Origin of the sequence: Arthrobacter sp. NPDC093128 (genome assembly GCF_040683875.1) — a bacterium.
GTDB lineage: Bacteria > Actinomycetota > Actinomycetes > Actinomycetales > Micrococcaceae > Arthrobacter.
Genome location: NZ_JBFBEY010000018.1, coordinates 1 through 21,010, shown reverse-complemented (window position 1 = coordinate 21,010; position 21,010 = coordinate 1). Strand labels below are relative to the sequence as shown.

The window sequence follows — 21,010 nt, the reverse complement described above, 5'->3', positions numbered from 1 at the left end:
AATCAGGCGTTGGCGGGTTCTGGGGCTGCGTGCGCGGCGGCTTTGGCTGCGTTGGCTGCATTGGCTGCTGCTTGTGCTACGGCACTTGCGACGTCGGCGGCAACGTGGGGGTCGAAGACGCTGGGGATGATGTAGCTGGCGTTGAGTTCATCGTCCGCCACGCGCTTGGCAATCGCCTCCGCTGCGGCCACCAGCATGTCCGGCGTGATGTCCGAGGCCCCGGCATCCAGCAGCCCGCGGAAGAACCCCGGGAATGCCAGTACGTTGTTGATCTGGTTGGGGAAGTCGCTGCGCCCCGTAGCCACCACTGCCGCATGCTTCGACGCTACCACCGGGTCGATTTCCGGTGTGGGGTTGGCCATGGCGAATACGATGGCGTTCTCAGCCATCGCGGCCACCTGCTCCTCGCCGATCACGTGAGGGGCGCTGACGCCGATGAAGACATCCGCCCCGACGATGGCCTCGTGCAGGGTCCCGGAGAAGCCTTCTTCGTTGGTGTTGGCTGCGATCCAGCTGCGGTGTTCGTCGCTGTATTCCTGGCCGGAGTGGATGGCGCCGGAGCGGCCGGCGGCGACGATGTGCTGCGCACCCTGGGCCTTGAGGAGCTGGATGATGGCCGAGCCTGCGGCACCGACGCCGGAGACAACGATCTTGACCTCGGAGAGCTTCTTGTCCACTACGCGCAGGGCGTTGACCAGTGCGGCCAGGGTGACGATTGCCGTGCCGTGCTGGTCGTCGTGGAAGACCGGGATGTCCAGTTCTTCGCGGAGGCGGTTTTCGATCTCGAAGCAGCGCGGCGCCGCGATGTCCTCGAGGTTGATGCCGCCGTAGACGGGGGCCATGGCCTTGGCGATCATGATGATTTCCTCGGTGTCCTGGGTGTCCAGGCAGACCGGCCAGGCGTCAACATTGGCGAACTGCTTGAACAGGGCGGCTTTGCCCTCCATGACGGGTAGCGCTGCGGCCGGGCCAATGTTGCCCAGGCCAAGGACTGCTGAACCGTCGGTGAGGACGGCGATCGTGTTGCGCTTGACCGTCAGGTTGCGGGCCGCTGACGGGTCCTCCGCGATGGCCAGGCAGACGCGGGCGACGCCGGGGGTGTAGGCGCGGGAAAGGTCGTCGCGGTTGCGGAGGGCCACCTTCGGGACGACCTCGAGCTTGCCGCCGAGGTGCATCAGGAAGGTGCGGTCGGAAACGTGCTGGACCGTGACGCCGTCGAGCGCGTTCAGGGCGTCCTTGACGCGGGCGGCGTGCTCGTCATCAGTGGTGTTGCAGGTGACGTCCACAACCAGCGTCTCGTGGTGGGACTCGGTGACGTCCAGGGCGGTGATGGCTGCGCCGGCGGCTCCGACGGCGGCGGCCAGTTCGCTCGTGGCGGTGAAGCTGGACGGTGCTTCCACGCGCAGGGTGATCGAATTTCCGGGGCTCGGGTTCGCCATTGAATGTTCCTCCTGGTCGGGCCCCGATGCGGTGCACATCAGGGCTTAGTGCTCAATCAAATGTTTTCGTATTATGGATATTATTATCTACTTTGTGGAAACACAAGCCCCAAAGGCGCATCGACGACGACCGGAGCGTGCTGTATCTTGGGACTTCTAAGCAATTTTTTTCACGATGTGGATAAGAGTTGTCGGAACCGATACCGCAGGAGACCACGGTTATGGCTGAAAAGGCCCCGGGAGGCGTGCAGTCCGTTGAGCGCGTCTTCGAACTTTTGGAACTGATTACTGACGCCGGCGGAGACGTCACGCTCAGCGAGCTTTCTTCCTCCACCGATCTGCCGCTCCCCACCATCCACCGCCTGCTGCGCACCCTGGTCACCCTTGGCTACATCCGCCAGCTGCCGAACCGGCGTTATGCCCTCGGCCCGCGGCTCATCCGGCTTGGCGAAGGCGCCAACAAGCAGCTCGGAGCACTGGCCCGGCCGCAGCTCAAATCCCTCGTGGACCGGCTCGGGGAGACGGCCAACATGGCCGTGCTGGACTCGGACATGGTCATCTACGTGGCCCAGGTGCCGTCTTTGCATTCCATGCGCATGTTCACCGAGGTGGGCCGCCGCGCGCACACCCACGCCACCGGCGTCGGCAAGGCGATCCTGGCCCAGCTGGACGACGACACCGTCCGCGGGATCATCCAGCGCAGCGGCATGCCCACGCCCACGCCCAAGAGCATCGGCGACATCGACACCCTGCTCCTGGACCTGAAGCTGATCCGTGAACGCGGCTACTCCATCGACGAGGAGGAGCAGGAGATCGGCGTCCGCTGCTTCGCAATGGCTGTCCCGAACGCCCCGACGCCCACGGCCATCTCGGTGTCGGGGCCGGTGTCCCGCGTGGACCAGTCCTTCGCGGAACGTGCTGTGCCGCTGCTGCGCGAAGCGGCCCAGACGATCTCGGACGAGCTCAACCAAAGCTAGGTCCCGCCGTCGTAAGTCCGGTACGACGACGGCGGGCGCTGCACGCGCGAACGGACAGTTGAGGTCCTCAATCCGGTGGAAAGAGGGTTTCAACTGTCCGTTCGCGTTTGTGTGGCGGTGGCCGGGAACTGGCGGGGGAGCCTTAGTGCTCAGACTTCGATGCCGACTCCACCGGGACTTCCTTGCCGTCGCAGTCGATCAGCTTGCCGCCTTCGTAGCGGTCGCCGTCGGCCAGGCACTTAAGGTCCTCTTCGCGGACCACGCGCCCCGTGCCGGCCACAAACACGGACTGGTTCTCCGAGTTGCCGGCCTTGAGGTGGTTGAACAGCAGGTTCAGCAGGATGGCCATGATGGCGGCCGAGCTGATGCCGGAGTGGAAGATGGTGCCGAACCAGGACGGGAACTGATCGTAGAACGCCGGAGCCGCGATCGGGATCATGCCGAAACCGATGGACGCCGCCACGATGATCAGGTTCATGTTGTTTTTGTACTCCACTTTGGCAAGTGTCCGGATGCCGCTGGCGGCAACCGTTCCGAAGAGTACGACGCCGGCGCCGCCCAGGACGGGAGTCGGCACCGCTGCGACCACCCGGCCAAGAACCGGCAGGAGGCCCAGAATCACCAGGATCAGGCCGCCGGCGCTGACCACGAAGCGGCTCTTGACGCCCGTGATGGCAACCAGGCCCACGTTCTGGGCGAAGGCGCTTTGGGTGAAGGAGTTGAACAGGGGCGAGATGGCGCTGGAGAGCATGTCCGCCCGCAGGCCGTCGCCGATGCGCTTGGAGTCAACCTTGGTGCCCACGATCTCGCCGACCGCAATGATGTCCGCGGAGGTCTCGGTGAGCGTCACCAGGATGACGATCAGCATGGAGATGATCGCAGCGATTTCGAAGGTGGGCGGACCGAACGCGAACGGGGTGGGGAACGCGACGATGTCGCCCTGGCCCACCTTGGAGAAGTCAGCCATGCCGAAGACGAAGGCAATCACCGTGCCGAGCACCATGGCCAGCAGGATGGAAAGCCTGGAGATCGCGGCGCTGCCCACCTTGCTGAGCAACAGGACGATTGCCATGGTTGCCGCGGCCAGGCCGATGTTGGCCACGCTGCCGTAGTTCGGCGCCTTGCTGTTGCCGCCCATGGCCCAGTTGGCCGCGACCGGCATCAGCGTCAGGCCGATGGTGGTGATTACTGTGCCCGTGACCACCGGCGGGAAGAAGCGGATGATCTTGGAAAACAGCGGCGTGATGAGAAGCCCGATCAATGAAGCGGCGATGACGGAGCCGAATACGGCCTGGATGCCCCCGCCGCCGTGGACGATCGCCACCATGGTGGAGACGCCGGCAAAGGAGACGCCCTGGACCAGGGGCAGCTGGGACCCGAAGAACCGGATGCCGACAGTCTGGAGGATCGTGGCCAGGCCGCCGACGAAGAGGCAGGCGGCAATCAGCAGGCCGATGTCCTGCGAAGACATCCCCGCCGCTGCGCCGATGATCAGCGGCGGGGCGATGATGCCGCCGTACATGGTGAGGACGTGCTGGAAGCCGTAGGCGAAGGTGCTTCCGAGGGGAAGCCGCTGGTCCTCCGGGCGGTCGGACTGCTTGCGGCCAGTGCCGGCTTCTGCAGCCGATTTCTTCTTAATGTTCATGGCAGACTTTCTTGGTGTTCATGGCAGACGTCTTTGTCTGGCTAACGGTGTCTGGCTAACAGTTTTTGAATCATTGGTGCGCTGGGCCCGGAGTTTTTGTCCAGATAATGGGCGTTTGAGTGTCTTTAAGCCTCGATATCTGGACAAAAACTCCGGGCCGCCGGGTGCGGTTTAGCAGAAGCCGGCGATGCCGTTCCAGGCGACGTCCGCCGAAGCGGCGTCTTCGCGCTGGACTGTAGCCTCGATCAGGCCGTACGGGCGGTCGGCGGCAAAGAAGACCTCGTTCGGGTTGTCGAGGCCGAACGGCGAGAGGTCCACCAGGAAGTGGTGCTTGTTGGGCATCGAGAACTTGATCTCGTCAATCTCGCTGTGTGCTTCCAGGACCTTGGCGCCCATGTCGAACAGGGTCTGCTGCAGGGCGTGTGAGTACTTTTCGGTGAAGCCTTCCAGAAGGAGGCTCTTGACGTCTTCGTAGCTCTTGTTGAAATCAAGGGCGTTGAAATCGGTGTTGGCATTGAAGCGCCAGCGTGCGGAAACGTCCGTGGCAAGGATGCGGTCCGTGGTCTCGGGCAGGGTGGTGTATTTGTCCTTCGGGTATCCCACGAATCCGGACTGGGTGGACTTGAGCACCGTAAGGTCCTTGAGGCCCGAGATGAGGTGCGTTGCCGCGCCATCGCGGACCAGCACGGCGGTGCGGACTTCCTGGCCGTTGCGCACGAAGGAGTGGTCATGCTCCGCACCGTGGGCCTGGATCCGGTTCCAGCTGTAGGACTCGGCTTCCCAGCGGCCGCCGGTGACCCAGTCGAAGCTCGAAGTGAAGTGCTCGCCCAGCCGCAGGAGGAATGCCTCCGGCGAGCCGATGCCGTCGCGGGCAAAGGCATAGATGGTGTTCTTCTGCGTGTCCGTGGCTACGACGTGGCTGTTGTCGCCTTCGAGGTGGGCCGCGGTGAAGTCCCCGCGGAGCTGCGAGGTGACGTTCAGGTCTTCGATCTCGTGGCGGTCGGTGTCCCTGGTGATCTTGACGACCCGGACTTCGGCCTTGCCGTACTGGTTCTGGCCGAGGATGATTTTGCTGCTCATGGTCTGTTCCCAACTTCCGTGATGTGGAACCTAGGTTCCATCATTGAAATTAAGCGCGTGTTTCCCACGCGTTTCTGATGGAGCCGACCCAACAAAAAAGAGCCGGCATCCAATGACGCCAGCTCATTACGACCCTGCCTGCTGCTCCCAGGTTACGTGACCTACGCCACGAGTTGACTTAAAGCGTAGCCGAGCTTTGCCGTGGTGTACATCACTAATCGAAAAATCGGATTGTGACCGGCGCGGCCCCCACGTGAGGAGGAGGCCTTGGGCGGGGGTCTTGACCCGCCTGGGTCCGGCCATTAGGATTTCCACATAACAATAAATCTTTTCCGAATGACGGAAACGAAGCCCCGCAAGAACGAGGAGGAACAGATGGACTCGCAGGATAAGAACAACGTCGCTGACTTTCCGGCACCCGGCCAGGAGCTGTACCTGCCGTTCGGCGCCACCGATCCCGATTTCTACATCCCGGCCGACTGCGACCGCACCGACCGCGGATTCTCCCGCTGGCTGCGGGCGCTCCCGGTTTTCGGCCGGCAGCGCCCGTAGCCCGGGACACGCAATGCGCTAAGCGACGCGCAAAAGGCCTGGCGACACCCGGATTCGGGTGTCGCCAGGCCTTTTGCGCGTCATGAGGAACTTTGCGCGTCGCCGGTGTCGGGCCCAGGGTGCCCCGGCCACTCCTTGCCGGCCCATGGGTCGTAGTCGGCGATGAGCTCCTCCTGCACCGGACGGTCCGCTTCGGAGACGTGCTGCAGGTTCACCCGCACCCTGTACCAAAGCGAGCTCGACCCGCGCATTCCATCGACGAGCACATCGGCCGGATGCAGGGCGGGCACGATGTCCGCATGCCGGGTCTTCCACTCATCGAGCGCCGCGAGCGCCTCGGGCTTGGTCCTGGTGCGGGCCACTTCGATGAGCGGCATCACCGACTGCCGGCGGCCGGAGCCGTCGCCGCCGCGCGGCGCTTTCTCGGCGGGCCCGAGCTCGGCCGCCAAGGCGAGGAGGCCGTCGAGTGAGCCGACCGCGTCGTCGATGCCGGCGTGGGGGTCGCCCACCTCCGCGAAGCGCACGGGCACTGTGCGCACCGTGAACTGTTCCGGCCGGGTGGAGCGGACCTCGTCCCAGGTGAGTGGCGTCGACACCCGGGCATCCGGCAGTGCCCGGACTGAGTATGCGGATGCCACGGTGCGATCCTTGGCGTTCTGGTTGAAGTCGACGAACACGCTCTCGCCGCGCTCCTCCTTCCACCACCGCGCGGTGGCGAGGCCGGGAGCGCGGTTCTCCACCTCGCGGGCGAGGGTCTCCGCGGCGAGCCGCACGTCGCGGTACGACCACTGCGGCGCGATGCGCACCAGGATGTGGAGTCCGCGCGACCCGCTCGTCTTCGGCCACCCCACGAGTCCCATGTCGCCGAGCACCTCCCGTGCCACATACGCGACGTCGACGATCTGGGACCAGCCGACTCCCGGCATCGGATCGAGGTCGACCCGGAGCTCGTCGGGGTGCTCGAGGTCCTCGGCCCGCACGGGATGCGGGTTGAGGTCGAGGCAGCCAAGATTCACCACCCATGCCAGGCCCGCGGCATCCCGGATGACGGCCTCCTCGGCCGACGTCCCCGACGCGTAGTGCAGCGTCGTCGTGTCGATGAAGTCGGGGTGGTTTTCGGGCACGCGCTTCTGGAAGAACGGCTCGGCATCGATGCCCTTCGGGAAGCGCTTGAGCACCATTGGCCGGCCGCCGGCGCCGCGCAGTGCACCGTCCGCGACGGCGAGGTAGTAGCGCACCAGGTCGAGCTTCGTCAGCCCTGGCTCGGGGAACACCACCTTGTCCGGACTCGAGATGCGCACCTCGGCGCCGTTAATGGTGAGGATCTCGGCCGGGGCCTTCGACGGGTTCATTCCGTCACGCTAGCAACGATCGGATGTCCCAGCTAGAGCAGCTGCGCGGCAGGCGAAACGGCGGAGTAGCTACCCCGCCACCAGCTTCCGCGCCGCGGCCGAGTGCTCCGCGATGAGCCCGGCAACATCAAGTCCGGGAATCTGCCCGTCGACCACGCGCCACTGCCCGCCCACCATCACGCGGTCGGCCCGGTCCGCCCCGCAGAGCAGGAGTGCGGCGAGGGGGTCGTGGCTGCCGGAGAAGCGCAGGCCGTCCAGCCGGAACAGGGCCAGGTCCGCCTGCATCCCCGGGGCCAGCTGCCCTAGATCGGACCGGCCCAGCACCGCCGACGACCCGCGCGTCGCCCAGCCCAGCGCCCGTTCGACCGGGACCTGCGCCCCGTAGCGCAGCCGCTGCAGGTACAGCGCCTGCCGCGCCTCGAGGATCATGTTCGAGGCATCGTTCGATGCCGAGCCGTCCACTCCCAGCCCCACGGGCACTCCCGCGTCTTCCAGCTCGAGCACGCGGGCAGTGCCCGAGGCCAGCCGCATGTTTGAGGTGGGGCAGTGCGCGACGGCGGTGCCCGCGGCCCCCAGCGCGGCGATCTCGGCGTCGCTGAAGTGGATGCCGTGGCCCAGCCAGGTCCGGCTGCCCAGCCATCCCACGCTCTCCAGGTACTCCACGGTGCGCAGGCCGAACATCTCCCGGCAGAAGTCTTCCTCATCCAGGGTTTCGGCCAGGTGCGTGTGCAGGCGGACGTCGTGCCGTTCCGCCAGGGCAGCGCTTTCGGCCATGATCTCCTTCGTCACGGAAAACGGTGAGCACGGGGCCAGGGCTATCTGGATGACGGCGCCGTCGCCCCGCTCGTGGTACTCGCGGATGAGCCGTTCGCTGTCCGCCAGGATCACGTCCGGCGCCTGGACAGTCGACTGTGGCGGCAGCCCGCCGTCGTCCTCCCCGAGTGTCATGGATCCGCGGGTGAGGGTTGCCCGCATGCCCAGCGCGCGCACTGCCCGGACCTCAATGTCGATGGCGTCCTCCATGCCGTCGGGGAAGAGGTAGTGGTGGTCCGCGGCCGTGGTGCAGCCGGAGAGCAGCAGTTCCGCGAGCGCAACGGTGGTGGCCAGCTCCAGGTCCCGCGGCTTGAGCCTCGCCCAGACGGGATACAGGTTCTGCAGCCACGGGAACAGGGGTGCGTTGGCCACCGGACCCCAGGCGCGCGTGAGCGTTTGGTAGAAGTGGTGGTGCGTGTTGATCAGGCCCGGCAGCAGGACATGCCCGGAGGCGTCGAACGTCTCCTGGACGGGTGCGGACGGGAGCTGGCCGGCGGCCAGAACCTCCGTGATCACTCCGCCGCTGACCACGATGCCGCCGGAGGCGTCCAGGGCGTTGGCGGTGAAGGCTGCGAGCGGGTTCCGGATCCAGAGCCGGGATTCCGTGGGGTGCGGGGGGTGCGTGAACATGTGGGCGCTCCTGTCTGAGTGTGCGGATGAAATGCCAGCTCAGTGAAGGCCTGTCTGCTGATCCAGGCTCCCGGCGCAGGCTAAGGCGAGCGCCGGTTGGGCATCAGCGTAGGACGGCGGGAAGGGGCGCGTCAACGCTCCGGGTGGAGCCAACCCGATGTGACAACTTGGACATCCAAATTTCACATCACGAAATTAACTTTCCAAAACCTATGGCGCAGCTCACGTTCCGGTGCTAATCTCGATTTTGCCAAAGGCGGGCCCCCGGGACTACGGGGAAGCTATCTACCAGGCGCAACTTAACCTTCAAAAGCACATGCTGAAGCCTGGTAACCGTCGCATCTGGCCCTTTCGTTCCACCTCGGCGTACCGGCTTCCAAGCAAAGGGAGTCGCATCATGAGTACCACCGTCACGGCCCAGGAATTCCTGGCCAAATCCATCGAGTTGGCCACGGCCAACGTCCTGAACAGCGGCGGTCCGTTTGGCGCCGTCATTGTCACTGCAGACGGAAAAACGTTCGACGGCGTCAACCGCGTCACCGCCACGAACGACCCCACAGCCCACGCCGAAGTCACGGCCATCCGCCGGGCGTGCAGCGAACTTGGCACGTTCGACCTCACCGGAGCCACCCTCTACACCAGCTGCGAGCCGTGCCCCATGTGCCTGGCCTCGGCGCTGTGGGCGCGGGTGGAGCGCGTGGTGTTCGCGGCGGACCGGCACGACGCAGCCTCCGTCGGCTTCGACGACGCCGTGTTCTACGAGTACTTCGAAAACGACCGGCGCGATGCGCTGATGCCGGTGGCCAAGCTGGAACTCGAGGACCCCCAGGCGCCTCCGGTCCTTCAACCGTTCAACACCTGGAACACGCTCGACTCCAGGATTGACTACTAGGGCCGGTGGCTGACATGACAATCCTGGACACCACCGTCGAAGAGCGGCAGCAGCCTGCCGCCCCCAAGCGCCCGCGGCCGTCGAACGCCTTCCTGGACCGTTTCTTCGAGATCACCAAGCGCGGCTCCACCGTGGCCCGCGAGGTCCGCGGCGGACTGGTCACCTTCTTCACCATGGCCTACATCGTCATCCTGAACCCGCTGATCCTTGGCGGCTTCAGCGCGGACAACGCCCCCACCGACGTTGCCGGGGGCTGGCTGTCCGCAGCGCAGGTCGGTGCCGTCACCGGCCTGACCGCCGGCGTGATGACCATCCTGTTCGGACTGATCGCCAACCTCCCCTTCGGACTCGCAGCAGGCCTGGGCATCAACTCCTTCCTGGCAGTGGCAGTTATCCAGGAAGTCACCTGGGCCGAGGCCATGGGCCTGGTGGTCATCAACGGCATCCTGATTGTGCTCTTCGGCGTCACCGGCGCCCGGACAGCCATCTTCCGGGCCGTGCCCAAGGAGCTGAAGGCCGCCATCACGGTGGGCATCGGCCTGTTCATCGCCTTCATCGGGTTCGTGGATTCGGGCTTTGTCCGGGCCACGACGGCGGGCCCTCCGGTCCAGCTGGGTGACAACGGCTCCATCACCTCGGTTCCCACCCTGGTGTTCATCGTGGGGCTGCTGGTCATGGGCGTCCTCGTGGCCCGCAAGGTGCAGGGCGGCCTGCTGATCGGCATCGTGGCCACCACCGTGCTGGCCGCGGTCGTCGAAGCGTTCATGAAGATCGGCCCGGGCAGCGAAAGCAACCCCGGCGGCTGGCACCTGAACACCCCTGTTCTCTCCGGCCAGCTTGTGTCCGCCCCGGACCTTGGTTTGGTGGGCCAGTTCGACCTGTTCGGCGCCTTCGGCCGGATCGGCGGACTCGCCGCCACCATGCTGGTCTTCACGCTGGTGTTCACCAACTTCTTTGACGCCATGGGCACCATGACCGGCCTGGCCAAAAGCGCCGGCGTGGCGCACAAGGACGGCACGTTCCCGCGGCTGAAGTCGGCCTTCATCGTCGAAGGCCTGGGAGCCGTCGCGGGCGGTGCCACCTCCGGTTCATCCAACACGGTGTACATCGATTCCGCCGCGGGCATCGGGGAAGGCGCCCGCACCGGACTGGCCTCCGTGGTCACGGGCGTGCTGTTCCTGGGTTCGATGTTCCTGACCCCGCTCACGTCAGTGGTGCCGCTGGAAGTGGCCGCCGCAGCCCTGGTGGTGGTTGGCGCCATGATGATGGCCCAGATCCGCGAGATCAAGTTCAGCAAGTTCTCGGTGGCGCTCCCGGCGTTCCTGACCATCGTCACCATGCCGCTGAGCTACTCCATCGCCAACGGCATCGGCGTGGGCTTCATCTCCTGGGCGGTCATCAGTGCATGCTCCGGCAAGATCCGCAAGGTGCACCCGCTGATGTGGGTGGTCACGGCCGGCTTCCTGGTGTACTTCGCCCGCGGTCCCATCAACGCCCTGCTGGGCGTATAGGGACCCCTTTAGACCGGACCGGGGCAGGCAGATGGGGCCGGCCCCGGTCCACCAAACTGCAACATCGCCGGCTGCAAGGAAATTACGGCAGGCGCCACTACTGCCGGTGCTTCCCCCGGCGCAGGATAGGAACGAGAATATGGACACCATCGCGGCACAGGAAAAGGGAGTGCAGCAATGTTGGATCTGATGCCTTCACTGAAGGAATGGCAGCCCGCCGCTACCGGCCAGCGCTGCGCCGTGGCCACCGTAGTGGGCGCCGGCGGATCCGTGCCGCGGCCGCTGGGCACGTCCATGCTCGTGTCCGAGGCGGGAGACGTCCTCGGCAGCCTGTCCGGCGGCTGCGTTGAGGGCGCCGTCGTGGAAGCGGCGCTGGCGGCACTGCACGACGGCGGCACCCGCCGCAAGTTTTTCGGCTACAGCGCCGAGGACGCGTTCGCCGTCGGGCTCACCTGCGGCGGGGAGCTGGAGATCCACATCGAGCCGCTCGGCTCGGCCCCGGGGGGGCTCAGGCTGGAGAGCCTGCAGGCGTTCGCCGGCCACGGCCCCGCGAGTGCCCTGGCGCTGGTCAGGAGGGTGGACGCCCACGGGGGCGGCGCCGTCGTGATCCCGGATCCGGCCACGTACCGGGTGGACTCTTCCGCCGAACTCGCGGCGCTGCTGGGACTGGCCTCTCATGGGGCACCGGCTGCCGGGCGGCTGATGCTGGCGGCCGCTGCCCAGCTGGAACCGCTGTTGCGCGGCGGCCGGACCGGCCTGGTCCGGCTTGCCCCGCCGGAGGGCTGCCTTCCGGCTGGCATGGCCGCTGCCATGGCCGGGGAAGTTCCCGGCGCGGGTTCCGGCACACTCGTGCCACAAAGCCACACCACAAACCCAGCCACAAACCCAGCCACCGATCCGGAGCCCATCTCCCTGCTCGTGGAGAGCCGACTTCCGCCAGCCCGCCTGCTGATCTTCGGCGCCAACGACTTCGGCGCGGCCCTGCTGCCCGCTGCCCAGCTGCTGGGCTACCACGTGACGCTGTGCGATGCCCGGCCTGCCTTTGCGGGCCAGTCACGGTTCGCCGGCGCGGACCAGGTGGTTACGGCCTGGCCGCACCGCTACCTCGCGGAGGAAGCCGCGGCGGGGCGGATCGACGCCCGGACCGTGGCCTGCATCCTGACCCACGACCCGAAGTTCGACATCCCGCTGCTGCAAACGGCGCTGAGCCTGGATCTTGCCTACGTGGGCGCCATGGGATCACGGCGAAGCCACCGGCAGCGTGTCGATTCGCTGCTTGCCGCCGGGGTTCCGGCCGAGGCCCTGTCCCGGCTGCATTCGCCCATCGGGCTGGACCTGGGCGCCGTGACCCCGGCCGAGGTGGCGGTGTCCATCACCGCCGAGCTGGTGGCCAGCCGCAGCCGCTCCGCCGGGGCATCCGTGCTGGCATCGTCGCTGAAGGACGGCACAGGCCCCATTCACACGGGCCCCATTCACAACGTCAACACCACGCAACACCAGGAGACCCCATGGACATGACCACCATCGAGGCCGTGGTCCGCACCGAGGACCCGGCCGAATGGCGCGACGGGGATGCCTGGCTCGCAGGCGGAACGGTCCTCTTCTCCTACGGGAGCCTCGCCTTCGGCAAGGAGCCGCTCCGCCGGCTGCTGGACCTCGGCGCCGCCGGCTGGCCCGCCGTCACAGTCACTGAAACGGGCATCGAGCTCGCGGCAACGTGCACTGTCGCGGAGCTCTACGCACTGCCTTCCTCCGACGTTTTGGGGGAGCGGGAAGCTGCCTGGCCCGCCCTGAGCCTCGTCCGCCCCTGCTGCGAGTCCTTCGTGGCCTCCTTCAAGGTGTGGAACATGTCCACCGTGGGCGGCAACCTCTGCACGTCGCTGCCCGCCGGTCCCATGATTTCGCTGTGCGCTGCGCTCGACGGCGAGGCCGCCGTGCTCGGACCGGGCGGTGCCCGCCGCACCGTGCCGGTGGCCGACTTCGTCACGGGGGACGGCAAGAACTGCCTGGGGCCCGGCGAACTCCTGCGCAGCATCCATCTTCCGGCGTCGGCCCTTGCCGCCAGGGTGGCGTTCCGCCGGCTGTCGCTGAGCAACCTGGGACGGTCCGGGGTGCTGCTGATTGGAAGGCTCGACGCCGACGGCACCCTGGTCCTCACCGTCACCGCCGCCACCAAACGCCCCGTCCAGCTGCGCTTCGGTGCGCCGCACGGCGCCGCGACGTCGGCAGGTGCCCTCGTCGAAGCACTCGATGCCGCCATTCCGGCGGAGCTGTACCACAACGACATCCACGGCCTGCCAGCCTGGCGGAAAGACATGACCTACCGCCTCGCGGAGGAGATCCGGGCCGAGCTGGAGGCCCCGGCCGGGATTCCGCCCGTCCGTGTCTCCGGGGATTTCTGGCCGCCGCCGCAGACCCTGCCGCAGCATACATCGCCGCTGCACATCACCCGGCGCACGGCTTCATCGCAGGCTTCGTCTCAGCAGGAAGGGGCCTGAGCATGGCCAACGACACCACCCGCACCATCGAAATCAACGGCGTTCCGGCCGCGGCTGAACCGCGTCCCGGCCAGTGCCTGCGCACGTTCCTGCGGGAGCAGGGAAACTTCGGCGTCAAAAAGGGCTGCGACGGCGGCGACTGCGGGGCCTGCACGGTCCATGTGGACGGCACCCCCGTGCACAGCTGCATCTACCCCGCCGTGCGGGCCGAAGGGCACGCCGTCACCACCATCGAGGGGCTGGCCACCTGCGGAACGCCCGACGGGATTTCGTCCGACGCCGGCGCCCTCCACCCGATGCAGCAACAGTTCCTGGACCGCCAGGGATTCCAGTGCGGATTCTGTACGGCCGGCATGGTGATGACGGCCGCCACGTTCGACGAGGAGCAGAAGGAAAACCTGCCCCGCAACCTCAAGGGCAATCTCTGCCGCTGCACCGGGTACCGGGCCATCGAGGATGCCGTCTGTGGCCATGAGGGGCACCCGGATCCCAAAGGCCCGGGTTCGGGGATCGCCGGCGAAGGCCAGCCCGAGCCCAAGCCGGGCCAGCTCGGCGACGACGTGCCCGCGCCTGCGAGCCTCGCCATCGTGACAGGAAAGGCCCAGTACACCCTGGATGTGCCCGCGGAGGAACTGCCGGGGCTGCTGCACCTGAAGCTCCTGCGGTCACCTCACGCCCATGCCCGGGTGCTCTCCATCGACTCAACGGCGGCCCTGGAAATCCCCGGCGTGGTGGCCGTTTTCACTCACGAGGACGCCCCGGCGCAGCTGTTCTCCACGGCCCAGCACGAGCTGTACACCGACGATCCGGACGATACGCGCGTCCTGGACGACGTGGTCCGGTTCATCGGGCAGAAGGTTGCCGCCGTCGTCGCCGATTCCGTGGCGGCGGCGGAAGCCGGAGTGCGCGCCCTCAAGGTGGACTACCAGGCGCTGGACGCCGTCTTCACCCCCGAGGATGCGATGCGGCCGGGTGCGCCGGCGATCCACGGGGAGAAGGATGCAGCCACCGCACGGATCAGCCGGCCGGACCAGAACGTGGTGGCGGAGCTGCATTCGGAACTCGGCAGTGTTGCCGCCGGGTTTGCCGAGGCCGATTTCATCCACGAGCAGACCTACCGGACCCAGCGCGTGCAGCACACCGCACTGGAAACGCACGCCGCCATCGCCTCGGTCGACCCTGACGGCCGGCTCCAGGTCCGCACCTCCAGCCAGGTGCCGTTCCTGGTCCGCCGCACCCTGTCCCGCGTCTTTGACCTGCCGGAAGAGCAGATCCGTGTGGTGGCCGGCCGCGTGGGCGGCGGCTTCGGCGGGAAACAGGAAGTGCTCACCGAGGACGTCGTCGCCCTGGCGGCGCTGAAGCTGAAGCGGCCGGTGCAGCTCGAATTCACCCGGACGGAGCAGTTCACGGCCTCCACCACCCGGCACCCGTTCACCATCCACCTCAAGGCCGGCACCAGCAGGGACGGCCGGCTCACGGCGCTGCAGCTGGACGTGCTCACCAACACCGGCGCCTACGGCAACCATGCGGTCGGCGTGATGTTCCACGGCTGCGGCGAATCCCTAGGCGTGTACAAGTGCGCCAACAAGAAGGTGGACGCCCACGCGGTGTACACCAACACGGTTCCCGCCGGCGCGTTCCGCGGCTACGGCCTGAGCCAGATGATCTTCGCCATCGAGTCCGGCATCGACGAGCTCGCCACCGGGATCGGGATGGACCCGCTGGAGTTCCGCCGCCGCAACATGGTCCTCGAAGGCGATGACATGCTTTCCACGCATCCCGAACCGGAAGAGGACGTCCACTACGGCAGCTACGGGCTGGACCAGTGCACCCGGCTTGTGCAGGATGCACTAGCCCGCGGGCTCGAACGGTACCGGGCTGCCGGGCTGGATGACCTGGGCCCGGACTGGGTCACAGGGGAGGGGACGGCGCTGTCCATGATCGACACCGTCCCGCCGCGCGGCCACTTTGCCCACGCCAAGGTTCGGCTCCTTCCGGACGGAACGTACGCTGCCGACGTCGGGACCGCCGAATTCGGCAACGGCACCACCACGGTCCATGCGCAGCTCGCGGCCACGGCCCTGTCCACGACGGCCGGGCGCGTCACCGTGCGGCAGTCGGACACGGACCTGGTGCAGCACGATACAGGTGCCTTCGGTTCGGCCGGAACGGTGGTGGCCGGCAAGGCCACGCTGACCGCGGCCGAAGAGCTCGCAGTCCGGATCCGCGCGTTCGCCGCCGGCATCCGGCAGGTGCAGTCCTCAGGCTGCGTGCTGGAGGAGGACGCCGTGGTCTGCGAGGGAACCCGGGTGCCCCTGACGGAAATCTTCGGCGCAGCGGAAGCGGCCGGCGTCGAGCTTGCCACCGAAGGGCACTGGGGCGGGACGCCGCGATCGGTTGCGTTCAACGTCCAGGGCTTCCGGGTGGCGGTCAACACCGGAACCGGCGAACTGAAGATCCTGCAAAGCGTCCAGGCCGCCGATGCCGGCGTGGTGGTCAACCCGCGGCAGTGCCGCGGCCAGATCGAAGGCGGTATCGCCCAGGCCCTCGGCGCCGCGCTGTATGAGGAAGTCAGGGTGGACGACGGCGGGAAAGTCACCACGGACATCCTGCGGCAGTACCACATCCCCACTTTCGCGGACGTGCCCCGCAGCGAGGTGTACTTCGCCGAAACCAGCGACAAGATGGGTCCGCTGGGGGCCAAGTCAATGAGCGAGAGCCCGTTCAATCCGGTGGCTCCGGCGCTGGCGAATGCCATCCGGAACGCCACGGGCGTGAGGTTCGCCGAGCTGCCCATCGCGAGGGACAAGATCTACCTGGGTCTGAAGGAAGCAGGCAGGGCGTCGCGTTTGGAGGGGGCCCACGGCCTATAGCGGCGCGGGGAGGCTACCAGAGAACGGTGGCAAACATCGTGACGCCCCCTGCGCCAAAGAGCACCATGATCAGGCCTGTTGACATCAGGCCTTTGGCAACGACCAGGACCGGCGGCGTGGATTCGGCAGGGTTGGCCGGGTTGAACAGCACCGTAATGGCAGTTCCGATGATCGCCTGGTCGAAGCCGTAGATGTCCGATTGGCCCAGCCAGCGCTTGCCCGTCGAGTCCGTGAATTCGTAGGTCGGGGCGAAGCGGTTCCTGCCGTTGCTGCCGGGTCCGTCCGTGCCGTGGAGGTTGCCGGTGACCATGGCCGAGGTGCGTGACCACTTGGACACGGCACGGCGACGTCGGAAGGACGGGGCCAGCGAGAGGCCTATGAGGATCAGGCCGACCACCAGGAACATGCCCGGCACTACCACGAAGATCAATTTGATGGAGTCCATGGTTCAGCCTGTGAGGACGCCGATAAAGACGAACATGCCCGCGAGGACTCCGGCGAAGACAGCAGCCGCAATGCCGAGCATCGTAGTGGATCCGTTCTGGACCTCAAATGACTGGACGGGATTAACGGGGTTGTAGGCCACCTCGACGAACGATCCGGGCATCGGCGGGTTGGCGTTTGACACCTCCGATTCGCCGGCAAAGAGGGTCCCGTACGGGTCCGCGAACTGGTAGGTGGCGAAGAAGCGCCGGCTCCTCTCTCCGCTGCCGCCGCCGTTGCTCCAGCCTGCAACGCTGCCGGTCACGGTGGCCCGCACCTTTGGCCAGCTGGCTATCAGTTTTTCGTGGCGCATCGATTTACGAAACTGATGGATCAGCGTCAACGTGATGCCGACGGCAAACAGCGCCCAGACGGCGTACAAAACGATTTTCAAGCTATTCCCCCGGTTCGAGTCACCAAAAGTATGTCATCCCGGCTCGCACTGGACCGAAGCCGACGGCATATAGTCGGATGATGGAACAGCGCATTTTGGGCAAGACTGGACGGAACGTCTCCATTGTTGGCCTGGGAACCTGGCAGCTGGGCGCGGACTGGGGCAACGTGGATCCCGCGCAGGCACGGGACATCCTGGCTGCGTCCGTGGAAGCGGGTGTCACGTTCTTCGACACTGCTGACGTCTACGGCGACGGCCGCAGCGAGCAGGCCATCGGCGCATTCCTGGCGGACAACCCCGGCCTGGATGTCACTGTGGCCACCAAGATGGGCCGCCGGAAGGAGCAGCAGCCGGAGAACTACAGCCTCGCCAACTTCCGCGAATGGACGGACCGGTCCCGGCGCAACCTGGGAACGGAGCAGCTGGACCTGGTGCAGCTGCACTGCCCGCCCACCGCGGTTTACAGCAACGCCGAGGTCTATGACGCACTGGACACCCTCGTGGCGGACGGTGCAATCCGGAACTACGGCGTCAGCGTGGAGCGGGCAGACGAAGCCCTCGAAGCCATCCGGCACCAAGGCACGGCCACGGTGCAGATCATCCTCAACGCCTTCAGGCTCAAGCCGCTGGACCTGGTGCTGCCCGCGGCCGAGGCTGCCGGGGTAGGCATTATCGCCAGGGTTCCGCTCGCCTCGGGACTGCTGTCCGGCAAATACACCGCGGACACGTCCTTCGCGGCGGACGACCACCGGAATTTCAACCGCGACGGCTCATCGTTCGACGTCGGAGAGACCTTCTCCGGAGTGGACTTCGGGCAGGGGCTCAAAGCGGTGGCAGAGTTCGAGGAACTGGTGCCCGACGGCGTCAGCACCGCACAGGCGGCCATCGCCTGGATCGCCGCCCAGGACGGCGTCAGCACGGTGATCCCGGGCGCACGGAACGTGGACCAGGCCCGCTCCAACGCCGCCGCGGCGGGCGTCACCGGCGTTGACGCAACGTTCGACGTGGGGGTCCGGGAAATCTACGACCGCTACTTCCGCGATTCGATCCACCCGCGCTGGTAGGCGGTCTCCTGGAATGGGACATGCATGGCTGAGGCTGCGGGACCAATTGGTGCAGATCAGTCCACCGGATACCAGACCCGCTCGCCGTCGACTCGTGCGAAGGACGTCAGGGTGTGGGGTTTGGCGGTCTTTTCCGTCATGATGTCCAGAACCTCGACGTTCCGGACCACCAGCGCGTCACCGATCAGTGAGCGGTGGCAGCGCCACGGGACGGCTTCCGCGCACATGATGGCAGCCTTGTTGCTCCGCCCACGTTCCAGAAGCTGGTCGATGGCTGCTGAGAATTCTTCGGTCTGCATGTAATCCGCGTAGCCCCGGAACGACGCGTTGCGCCAGGCACTGTTGGGACTGTCCTTGCGGGCGTGCCGCAGCCCGCCGAGGGACTGCATCCGCCGGTAGGTAATTCCGCTGGCACGAAGGCTCGCCGCCAAGGCATCCCCATTGAACTGCGGATTGTGCCGCGACTTCGGGACGGTGCGCACATCGATCAGCTTCTTCACGCCGTGGGCCTTCAGGATGCTGATGAATTCCTCGATGGGATGAGTGGAGTGGCCCACCGTGAAGATGGTCATGTCCGTCATGCCCCAATGCTATGGTGGCGGCTGCCAAGGTGCTAAGGGGGACGTGCATGACCACACCATCCATCAGCGCGTTCGTGGACCGGCTCGCGGCCGTAGCCACACCGCCCGGGTGCAACAACTTCTTCGATCACACCATCCCGGCCAATGCGCAGCGCCGCCGGAACCTGGGCCTCTACCTGCAGGAAATGCTGGACCGCTCCCCGAAGGTGCTGCTGGTGGGGGAAGCACCCGGCTTCAGGGGCATGCGAATCACCGGCGTTCCCTTCACCAACCGCACCATGTTCGAGGGGCCGGCGAACCACTTCGGGTTGTTCGGGCCGGGAAAGGGCTACGAGCTGCCGACGGAGGCTGAGGGGGTCGCGTCCGAGCCGACCGCAACAGTAATGTGGCAGGTGCTGGCCGAGCTGGACTTCCTGCCCGTGCTGTGGAGTGCGTGCCCCTGGCATACGCATGTGCCCGGGCGGCCGTTGTCCAACCGCACGCCGACTGCCCCCGAGGCAGCCCTGGGTACTCCGTTCTGGCAGGCACTGACGGAGCTGTTCCCGATCGAAACCGTTGTGGCCGTGGGCAATGTGGCCCACCGCAGCCTGCAACGGAGCGGCCTGGACGTGCCGAAAATCAGGCATCCCGCCCACGGCGGCAGGTCCGGCTTCAAGCGCGGACTGGAGGAGCTGCTTTCAGCGGAGGTGCGGCAGTAGGGCAGTCTGCGGCCAGGGCCCGGCCTTGCGTCTGGCCTAGCCGAGCAACCGCAGCTGGTCCGGAGTATCCAGGTCTTCGCCGCCGGACTGATCGCTGCAATCCACCAGGTCGATGAGCTCCGGGTGGGTCTGCAGGAAAAGCCGGGCACCGGCGTCGCCCGTTGCTGATGCGGCCGCTTCTGCACGCAAGGTGACGTCCAGCAACAGCGGATGGCCGCGCCGGAGGGTGCCGCCCGGTCCGCGGTAGGCGGCGGAGGTCACCCGGCCGGCCCGGTGCGCTGCCAGCACGCGGGCCACCGTTTCCGGGGTCAGGCCGGGCTGGTCCACCAGGGCCATCACCACATGGTCTTCGGCTGCCGCCGCGGCAATTCCCCGCCGGAATGAACTGCCCATTCCGGACTGCCAGTCGGGGTTTTTGATGACGGTGTAGTTGGCCAGGTCGGTGGCATCGCGGACCTTCGCCGCGTCGGCGCCGAGGACGATGACCACCTCGCGGCAGCCGCCGTCGAGCAGGACACCGGCCAGCACTTCCACCAGGGTCCGGCCGCGGAACGGCAGCAGCGCCTTTGGCCCCCGCCCAAGCCGGGTGCCCGCCCCGGCGGCGAGCAGCACCGCCGTCGTCCGCGGTCCATTCAAGTCAGCCATGCCCAAACCCTAGCTCCAAGGATCGCCTCACCCTCCCCGGGGAGGAGTTTTTGTCCAGATAATGGCCCCAAAAGGGCCTCCAATTCGCATTATCTGGACAAAAACTCCAGCGGTATGTCAGGCGTCGCCGCCGGCTCCGCCGGTGGTGCCGGCGTTGACGTCCAGGAGCTTGTAGCGGTCCATGGCGTACGACGGCGCGCCCTCCTCCACGTCGCCCCTCGCCGCGAGCAGCTGCAGCGTCTTCACCACGATGGAGTGGGTGTCGTTCTTGAAGAAACGTCGTGCCGCGGCCCGGGTGTCGGAGAAGCCGAAGCCGTCCGCGCCGAGGGAGGCGAACTGGTGGGGGAGGAACTGGCGGATCTGGTCCGGGACGGCCTTCATGTAGTCCGAGACCGCCACGACGGGACCTTGTGCATCGGCCAGCTGCCGGGCCACAAACGGGACCCGTGCCGGTTCGCCGGGGTTCAGGAAGGCTTCCTCCTCGGCGGCGAGGCCGTCACGGCGCAGTTCGTTCCAGGACGTGACGGACCAGACGTCCGCTGAGACGCCCCAGTCCCCGGCCAGGATCCGCTGGGCTTCCAGCGCCCAGGGAACGGAGACGCCGGAGGCCAGGATCTGGCTCCTGGGACCTTCAGCGCCCGACGCCGATACCCGGTAAATGCCTTTCAGCACACCTTCGACGTCGAGGTTCTCCGGTTCGTTCGGCTGGGTGATGGGTTCGTTGTAGACGGTGATGTAGTACATCAGGTTTTTATCGGACGCAGTTCCGGTTCCGTCGCCGCTTGCGGCCGGTCCGTACATGCGCTCGATGCCGTCGCGCATGATGTGGCCCATTTCGTAGCCGTAGGCGGGGTCGTAGGTGACCACTGCCGGGTTGGTGGCG

Annotated in this window: 18 protein-coding genes and 1 pseudogene; 9 read left to right on the top strand and 10 right to left on the bottom strand. The window is 66.7% G+C overall.

Annotated elements, in window-relative coordinates; all coding sequences use genetic code 11:
* Positions 1-2: 2 nt before the first annotated feature.
* Entirely contained in the window at positions 3-1,439 is a 1,437-nt protein-coding gene (locus AB0N24_RS19810) for an NAD-dependent malic enzyme (RefSeq protein WP_364127930.1), read from the bottom strand.
* A 221-nt stretch (positions 1,440-1,660) separates the two neighbouring features.
* Here AB0N24_RS19810 and AB0N24_RS19805 point away from each other — a divergent pair, with 221 nt between their 5' ends.
* Complete coding sequence (locus AB0N24_RS19805; RefSeq protein ID WP_364127927.1) at positions 1,661-2,416, top strand: IclR family transcriptional regulator; 756 nt, start codon at positions 1,661-1,663, stop codon at positions 2,414-2,416.
* 142 nt (positions 2,417-2,558) lie between these two features.
* On the opposite strand, the gene AB0N24_RS19800 is transcribed toward AB0N24_RS19805, so the two are convergent.
* Both AB0N24_RS19800 and pucL read right to left on the bottom strand, forming a co-directional pair.
* The gene (locus tag AB0N24_RS19800; RefSeq protein WP_364127924.1) at positions 2,559-4,061 is read right to left on the bottom strand and encodes a nucleobase:cation symporter-2 family protein; all 1,503 of its coding nucleotides are present in this window, start codon (positions 4,059-4,061) and stop codon (positions 2,559-2,561) included.
* A gap of 171 nt (positions 4,062-4,232) precedes the next feature.
* A complete protein-coding gene (pucL, locus tag AB0N24_RS19795; protein WP_364127921.1) occupies positions 4,233-5,141 on the bottom strand; it encodes a factor-independent urate hydroxylase in 909 nt (302 codons plus the stop codon).
* Positions 5,142-5,477: 336 nt separating this feature from the next.
* Between pucL and AB0N24_RS19790 the strand changes: the two genes are divergently transcribed.
* Positions 5,478-5,693, top strand: a complete 216-nt coding sequence (locus tag AB0N24_RS19790; RefSeq protein WP_364128178.1) for a hypothetical protein — start codon at positions 5,478-5,480, stop codon at positions 5,691-5,693.
* An 80-nt stretch (positions 5,694-5,773) separates the two neighbouring features.
* Here the strand turns inward: AB0N24_RS19790 and ligD are convergent, their stop codons facing one another.
* Both ligD and AB0N24_RS19780 read right to left on the bottom strand, forming a co-directional pair.
* Positions 5,774-7,045, bottom strand: a complete 1,272-nt coding sequence (gene ligD / locus AB0N24_RS19785) for a non-homologous end-joining DNA ligase (protein WP_364127919.1) — start codon at positions 7,043-7,045, stop codon at positions 5,774-5,776.
* Positions 7,046-7,114: 69 nt separating this feature from the next.
* Positions 7,115-8,488 (bottom strand): 8-oxoguanine deaminase, encoded by a 1,374-nt coding sequence (locus AB0N24_RS19780; RefSeq protein WP_364127916.1) that lies wholly within the window; start codon positions 8,486-8,488, stop codon positions 7,115-7,117.
* Between the two features lie 397 nt (positions 8,489-8,885).
* On the opposite strand from AB0N24_RS19780, the gene AB0N24_RS19775 reads away from it, so the two are divergent.
* From AB0N24_RS19775 to AB0N24_RS19755, 5 genes are all read left to right on the top strand, one after another.
* The gene (locus tag AB0N24_RS19775; RefSeq protein ID WP_364127914.1) at positions 8,886-9,380 is read left to right on the top strand and encodes a nucleoside deaminase; all 495 of its coding nucleotides are present in this window, start codon (positions 8,886-8,888) and stop codon (positions 9,378-9,380) included.
* A gap of 14 nt (positions 9,381-9,394) precedes the next feature.
* On the top strand, positions 9,395-10,891 hold the full coding sequence (locus AB0N24_RS19770; RefSeq protein ID WP_364128172.1) for an NCS2 family permease: 1,497 nt from the start codon (positions 9,395-9,397) through the stop codon (positions 10,889-10,891).
* Positions 10,892-11,068: 177 nt separating this feature from the next.
* Positions 11,069-12,409: an XdhC family protein gene (locus AB0N24_RS19765; RefSeq protein ID WP_364127911.1), complete on the top strand. Its 1,341-nt coding sequence runs from the start codon at positions 11,069-11,071 to the stop codon at positions 12,407-12,409.
* On the top strand, positions 12,400-13,389 hold the full coding sequence (locus AB0N24_RS19760; RefSeq protein ID WP_364127908.1) for an FAD binding domain-containing protein: 990 nt from the start codon (positions 12,400-12,402) through the stop codon (positions 13,387-13,389). Before AB0N24_RS19765 ends, AB0N24_RS19760 begins: the two co-directional genes overlap by 10 nt.
* Positions 13,390-13,391: 2 nt before the next feature.
* Positions 13,392-16,262, top strand: a complete 2,871-nt coding sequence (locus AB0N24_RS19755) for a molybdopterin cofactor-binding domain-containing protein (protein ID WP_364127906.1) — start codon at positions 13,392-13,394, stop codon at positions 16,260-16,262.
* A 13-nt stretch (positions 16,263-16,275) separates the two neighbouring features.
* Here the strand turns inward: AB0N24_RS19755 and AB0N24_RS19750 are convergent, their stop codons facing one another.
* Positions 16,276-16,707 carry a DUF3592 domain-containing protein gene (locus AB0N24_RS19750; protein WP_364127903.1) on the bottom strand — a complete coding sequence of 144 codons (432 nt, stop codon included), beginning with the start codon at positions 16,705-16,707 and terminating at the stop codon, positions 16,276-16,278.
* 3 nt (positions 16,708-16,710) lie between these two features.
* Entirely contained in the window at positions 16,711-17,139 is a 429-nt protein-coding gene (locus AB0N24_RS19745; protein ID WP_364127900.1) for a DUF3592 domain-containing protein, read from the bottom strand.
* A gap of 80 nt (positions 17,140-17,219) precedes the next feature.
* On the opposite strand from AB0N24_RS19745, the gene AB0N24_RS19740 reads away from it, so the two are divergent.
* Positions 17,220-18,203: an aldo/keto reductase gene (locus AB0N24_RS19740; protein WP_364127898.1), complete on the top strand. Its 984-nt coding sequence runs from the start codon at positions 17,220-17,222 to the stop codon at positions 18,201-18,203.
* A 56-nt stretch (positions 18,204-18,259) separates the two neighbouring features.
* Here AB0N24_RS19740 and AB0N24_RS19735 read toward each other — a convergent pair whose 3' ends face one another.
* Positions 18,260-18,784, bottom strand: coding sequence for a DUF488 domain-containing protein (locus AB0N24_RS19735; protein ID WP_364127895.1), 525 nt, complete (start codon positions 18,782-18,784; stop codon positions 18,260-18,262).
* 47 nt (positions 18,785-18,831) lie between these two features.
* On the opposite strand from AB0N24_RS19735, the gene AB0N24_RS19730 reads away from it, so the two are divergent.
* Positions 18,832-19,482, top strand: coding sequence for a uracil-DNA glycosylase (locus AB0N24_RS19730; RefSeq protein ID WP_364127893.1), 651 nt, complete (start codon positions 18,832-18,834; stop codon positions 19,480-19,482).
* Between the two features lie 36 nt (positions 19,483-19,518).
* Here the strand turns inward: AB0N24_RS19730 and nboR are convergent, their stop codons facing one another.
* On the bottom strand, positions 19,519-20,127 hold the full coding sequence (gene nboR, locus AB0N24_RS19725) for a nicotine blue oxidoreductase (protein WP_364127890.1): 609 nt from the start codon (positions 20,125-20,127) through the stop codon (positions 19,519-19,521).
* 117 nt (positions 20,128-20,244) lie between these two features.
* Positions 20,245-21,010 (bottom strand): annotated as a pseudogene (locus tag AB0N24_RS19720) (pyruvate dehydrogenase (acetyl-transferring), homodimeric type); the annotation flags it as partial.